The 5,216-nt window shown below is 46.6% G+C and carries 6 protein-coding genes; 2 read left to right on the top strand and 4 right to left on the bottom strand.

The window, feature by feature from the left end; genetic code table 11:
- Positions 1 to 106 precede the first annotated feature (106 nt).
- The 3 genes from IM477_RS11640 to IM477_RS11630 form a co-directional block, all read right to left on the bottom strand.
- Positions 107 to 499, bottom strand: a complete 393-nt coding sequence (locus IM477_RS11640) for a hypothetical protein (protein ID WP_287731820.1) — start codon at positions 497 to 499, stop codon at positions 107 to 109.
- A 206-nt stretch (positions 500 to 705) separates the two neighbouring features.
- Complete coding sequence (locus tag IM477_RS11635; protein ID WP_287731819.1) at positions 706 to 1,587, bottom strand: tetratricopeptide repeat protein; 882 nt, start codon at positions 1,585 to 1,587, stop codon at positions 706 to 708.
- A 34-nt stretch (positions 1,588 to 1,621) separates the two neighbouring features.
- The gene (locus IM477_RS11630) at positions 1,622 to 1,768 is read right to left on the bottom strand and encodes a hypothetical protein (protein ID WP_002740204.1); all 147 of its coding nucleotides are present in this window, start codon (positions 1,766 to 1,768) and stop codon (positions 1,622 to 1,624) included.
- Here IM477_RS11630 and IM477_RS11625 point away from each other — a divergent pair.
- Both IM477_RS11625 and IM477_RS11620 read left to right on the top strand, forming a co-directional pair.
- Entirely contained in the window at positions 1,710 to 3,194 is a 1,485-nt protein-coding gene (locus IM477_RS11625; RefSeq protein WP_287731818.1) for an efflux RND transporter periplasmic adaptor subunit, read from the top strand. The two genes, IM477_RS11630 and IM477_RS11625, sit on opposite strands and share 59 nt — an antisense overlap.
- A 174-nt stretch (positions 3,195 to 3,368) precedes the next feature.
- Entirely contained in the window at positions 3,369 to 4,586 is a 1,218-nt protein-coding gene (locus IM477_RS11620; protein WP_287731817.1) for an ABC transporter permease, read from the top strand.
- A gap of 60 nt (positions 4,587 to 4,646) precedes the next feature.
- Here the strand turns inward: IM477_RS11620 and IM477_RS11615 are convergent, their stop codons facing one another.
- Complete coding sequence (locus IM477_RS11615) at positions 4,647 to 5,078, bottom strand: NUDIX domain-containing protein (protein WP_287731816.1); 432 nt, start codon at positions 5,076 to 5,078, stop codon at positions 4,647 to 4,649.
- Positions 5,079 to 5,216 lie beyond the last annotated feature (138 nt).

Below are 5,216 nucleotides of genomic sequence, written 5' to 3'. Positions count from 1 at the left end.
ACCGCCGACACCATCGGTCAAAGCATGGGGGCATCGCGGCTGGGGTTGTCTCTTTCATCGCCGATTTTTCAACGTAAAGTGCTTACTCTTTAACGATTATACTCTATTATACTCTTGTTGAGCGTTTAAGTCCCACTAGTTGAGACTTGCTTTCCTGTTCTCCTCCTAACTGACGTTCAATCTCCAACTCCCTTGCTAAAATCTTTTTCAACGCTTCATTTCTCAACTCAGAAGGCATTTGGCCATTCTCCAGTTTTAAGCGCAACTCTCCCCCCCGCAAACCAAACTTAACCCGTCCAAAGCGAAAATCAAGCCACTGCTCATTAAAAATAATCCGCACCGATAGGGCAAACGCCTCTGGATCAGACTTTTTCAAAAGCGAAAAAAGTCCCTTCGACTCAGACGTAACCAGTTCTTCCGAAATCTCTAGGTGCAGACATTCAGGATACTTATTATCATGTTCTGTCACCGCAATGTCCCTTGATTGCTTTGCCATCATCCTAGGCCTTTCAAACCCTTAACTATAATAATTGTACTGTATGTGGGGTTTGCGGCAAAAAGTTTGTTGTTTTGCTAATAAAGTCCCAAAACCATTTTTTAGCAAAGCTGCTACCGATATTCAGCCAGCCCTAATTAGCTAGAGCAAGCCTCAAGAATTCCTAGCAAATTAACTAAGGGGTTATCTTAATGCTTGCTGCTATCAGCTTAATTTTCTTCCTCCACTTCGGGGGTTGGTTGTGGTAAACGAGCGATAAAATCTTTCATTTTGGGATTATTAAACATTTTCTCCGTGTCTTGCAGAAGACGTTGACCCCAGAGATTTTCCCCTAAAAATTCCAGACTGACATAACGACTATCGCTAGTGAGAGCGGCCTGAGCTAATTTGATGCCCTCCTCAGTTTTTCCTTGACTATAAATAGCCACCGCAATAGCTAACTGAGGTTCCGGCTGTTTAGGATCAATTTTCAAAGCGGCGCGCCAATCTTTAAGGGCTGCTTCCTTATCACCCTGTTCGTATTTAACTAAACCAATATTATTAATAGCGGGCCAAAAATTTTTATCTTGACTAACAGCTTTTTCGTAAGCTGCAATCGCCGCAGGATATTGGTCTAACTTGAGATAGGAATTACCGAGATCAAAAAGAGCGGGGGAGATATCGGGTTTCATTTGCAAACCCGCTTCAATCTGGGCAATAGCAGACTTGTAATCTTGATTCTGAAAATAGGCACTACCGAGGGAAAATTTAATATTAGCGTGGGCATCGGCGGGAGCAAGAGCCAAAGATTGATTTAATGCCTCGATACCGAGTTGCACCTGATCGTCTTGCAGATATAAACTACCGAGAATAAACCAAGTTTGATAGAGATGGGGGGCTAACTGCACCGCTAACTTAGCCCGTCCGAGGGCCGCATCGGTACGGCGAAAACGAGCTAATTGGATGGCATCTTCGGCCATTTCAATTCCCGCTTGTTCCATCTGTTCTAACTCCGGTTCGATGGCGTAGGGGAGTAGCGCTTGGGAAAAAGCCAGCGGGCTGCCAGCGACGAAAAAAATGAGCAAAGAAATGATTAATTGAAGTTTTGGCACAGTTTACCCCCGCGATAGGCCTTTTTTAATCAGTCTATCTCGCTTGGGAGTTGTTGGCTAAAGAAACAACAAAGGCAACTCTAGAGACGTTAGTATATAACCAATTAACTTTTGGCTGATCGATGGCAATAACCGTGTTGGGAAAATCAAATCGCCCCCTATTTTGGATATTCGGACTCATGGCTAGTGGTTTTCTGGCGGTGGGAGTGGTTTCTTATCGCTTGCTGCAAACACCTCCTCCTAGCCTAGAATTGGCGAAAATGACCGTTCCTGCTCGACGGGAAACCCTCGCTGTGGAAATTAAAGCTAGTGGTAGGGTGGAACCGATCCAAAGTGTCAACATTAGCCCGAAAAACCCCGGGCGATTAGTGCGATTATTGGTGGATCAGGGCATGATTGTTAAAAAGGGACAAACCCTCGCCGTCATGGATAATTTAGAGGTGTATGCCCGGGGAATGCAGTCAGAAGCGCATCTACGGGAAGCTCTAGCCAATCTGGAACAGGCTAAACGCAGTATTCCCGAAGATATCCGGCAATTACAAGCCCGATTTTATCAGGCCCAGGCCAGTTATAAGCAATTAGAAGCCCGTTTAGCTCAGGCCAAAGAAAGAATTCCGAAAGATTTAGACCAACTGCAAGCTCAGGTACAAGCAGCCCAATCCCGTTTTCGACTAGCAGAAAATCGGGTTAAACGCAATGAAAATTTAGTCCAGGAAGGAGCGATCGCTCAAGACCAATTTGATGCCGTCCTCAATGAATATCTCAACGCTAAAGCCAATTTAGACGAATCGATCCGCCGTTTGGAACAAGCAGATAAAACCGCTTCCCCAGAAGTGGCCGGAATTGAGCAGGAAATGATCCGAGCAGCGGCAGCGATCGCAGAAGCGAAATTTGCCCTCGAACAACGCCAAAAAACCCAAGAAACCGAGCTTGCTCGACTAGAATCATCTGTAGCGGCCGCCAGGGCCGATTTAGAGCAAATCAAGATTCAATACCGCGATACAGTCATTACTGCTCCCTTTGATGGCATCATCACCCAAAAATACGCCACCGAGGGTTCTTTTGTCACTCCCACCACTTCGGCCTCCAGTACCGCTTCCGCCACTTCCACCTCGATTATCGCCCTGGCATCGGGATTGGAAGTGATTGCTAAAGTGCCGGAAGTAGATGTGGGTTTATTGCAGCGCGGCCAACCAGTGCGAATTGTCGCCGATGCTTTCCCTGAAGAAGTCTTTGAAGGTCGAGTTATTCTCGTGGCTCCTGAAGCAATTATCGAGGATAATGTTACTTCTTTTGAAGTGAGAATCGGTTTGGTGACGGGACGGGACCAACTCAAATCGAAAATGAATGTGGATGTAACTTTTGTCGGCCAGCAGTTAGATAATGCCCTCGTCGTGCCGACTGTCGCCATTGTCACCCGGGAAGGCAAGTCAGGGGTTTTAGTTGCCGATGCCGAAAATAAACCCAGTTTTCAACCCGTTTCGATCGGTTTGGTCTTAGACGATAAAACCCAAATTTTATCAGGTTTGGAAGCCGGAGAAAAGGTCTTTATCGATCTCCCCGAAGGGGCCGAAGATACCTCGAAAACTAATAAAAAATCTCAATAATTTTTCTTAACAAATATCTCCAAATTGTCTTTTTTCTGATCGGGCAGGATTCGGGAAATGGGGGAATGGGGGAATGGGGGAATGGGGAAATGGGGGAATTCAACTAATACCCCAAAACCCCAAAACCCTACAACTATCTAACCGATAACTGATCACTGATAACTGATAACTGATATGTTTATCATCGAAAGTTTAAAAATGGCCGTCTCCACCCTAGCGGCCAATAAAGTGCGTAGCGGCCTGACTATGCTAGGGATTATCATCGGTAACGCTTCAGTAGTGGCCATGATCGGTATTGGCCAAGGGGCGCAAACCTTAGCCAATGACCAGTTTGCTAACTTGGGACCCAATACCATTTTTGTGGTGCCGGGGTCGCGACAAGCACGCAATACCACCGTTAATTTACCGAAAACCTTGGTTTTAGCCGATGCTCAGGCGATCGCCGAACAGGTTCCCACCGTCGCTGAAGTCGCCCCGGAAATAAACGCTCGTTTCCTGATTTCCCATCGTAATCGCAACATGACGGCTCTAGTCACGGGAAGCACCCCAGAATACGCTTCTGTCCGCAATTTTACCCTAGAAAAAGGTCGTTTTATCAATAATATCGATCTAGCCCGCAACAAACGGGTAACAGTGATCGGCACTGAAGTGGCGGCGCAACTTTTCCCCACCCAAAATCCCCTTGGTCAACAGCTGCGGATCAAAAATCTCAGTTTTGAGGTGATCGGGATTTTAGAGGCGAAAGGCTCCTTTTTTGGCAATAATCAGGATGAAATGCTGATTATTCCCCTTAGCACCATGAACTCGCAACTGGTGGGCAAAACCGGACCCTACGGTGTCGAGTTGAGTTGGATTAGTCTCACCGCGCGATCGGGGGAGGAAATCCGCGCCGCTAAGTTCCAAATCCAGAATCTCCTGCGTTTACGCCATAAAATCGTCGCTGAGGATGATTTTCGCGTCGAAACTGCTAAACAGATGATCGAAATCTTCGGCACGATTACCCAGGGTCTCACCCTACTTTTGGCTTTAATCGCCGGTATTTCCCTGATTGTCGGTGGTATCGGGGTAATGAATATTATGCTCGTTTCGGTTTCGGAAAGAACCGGGGAAATCGGACTAAGAAAAGCGATCGGAGCCAGAGAACAGGATATTCTCTTACAATTTCTGATTGAATCAACTCTCGTTTCCATCGCCGGCGGTGCGCTTGGTATTCTCGTCGGTGCAGGAGCGATCGTTCTAGTCTCCAGTTTCTCTCCCCTGGCCGCCACTGTTTCCGCCACCGCCGTCGCCCTGTCTTTGAGCGTTTCCACGGGTATTGGTCTCTTTTTTGGCGTTTTTCCCGCCTATCGTGCCTCTAAATTGGAACCGATTGTCGCCCTCAGAAGTGTCTAATTTTTTAAGGTTTTTCGGGGACGTTTTTGGCAAGGATTGCTTTTATGGCTAGTTTGGGGTCTAATGTGTGGGACGAATTTTATAATCCCGATAACGACGATAATCATTGAGAATGCGATCGTGATCAAAGCATAAAGGTTGGGGGAATTCCCAGAGATGAAAAATCCCGACTTTTTTGGCATCATCGGCAGCGATCGGTTGGCCTTTTGCCGTGGCGATAAAAACGATACTAATGGTGTGTTGACGCGGATCGCGGTTAGGATCGGAATAGACGTGAAATTGCTCGATTAACTGCACCTGCAAACTGATTTCCTCGTAAGCTTCCCGAATGGCCGCCGTTTCCACTGATTCACCGTAGTCCACGAATCCCCCCGGAATTGCCCAGCCAAAGGGCGGATTTTTTCTCTCAATCAGCAGGATCGGACGGTGGGGCGAGTCGATCAGTTCGATGATAATATCAACAGTGGGGGCAGGATTGCGATAGTTTGTCATTTTTTTCAGTTATCAGTGAACAGTTAAGTAAGTAGTTATAACTGGACTTCCCCCATACAGAAATACTAAAAAATCAACAAAACCCTTACTGCATGGAGCTTCTCAGAAAAAATTTAAAAGAGGCTACTGGGTACATTT

The organism is Microcystis sp. M090S1 (assembly GCF_020246295.1).
Lineage (GTDB): Bacteria > Cyanobacteriota > Cyanobacteriia > Cyanobacteriales > Microcystaceae > Microcystis > Microcystis aeruginosa.
This window is presented reverse-complemented; position numbering and strand designations above follow the sequence as displayed.

Excerpts from the sequence above, each read along its gene's own strand:
- IM477_RS11625 (WP_287731818.1), top strand. The coding sequence starts at position 1,710 with ATGGCAATAACCGTGTTGGGAAAATCAAATCGCCCCCTATTTTGGATA.
- IM477_RS11630 (WP_002740204.1), bottom strand. The coding sequence starts at position 1,768 with ATGAGTCCGAATATCCAAAATAGGGGGCGATTTGATTTTCCCAACACG.
- IM477_RS11620 (WP_287731817.1), top strand. The coding sequence starts at position 3,369 with ATGTTTATCATCGAAAGTTTAAAAATGGCCGTCTCCACCCTAGCGGCC.
- IM477_RS11640 (WP_287731820.1), bottom strand. The coding sequence starts at position 499 with ATGATGGCAAAGCAATCAAGGGACATTGCGGTGACAGAACATGATAAT.
- IM477_RS11615 (WP_287731816.1), bottom strand. The coding sequence starts at position 5,078 with ATGACAAACTATCGCAATCCTGCCCCCACTGTTGATATTATCATCGAA.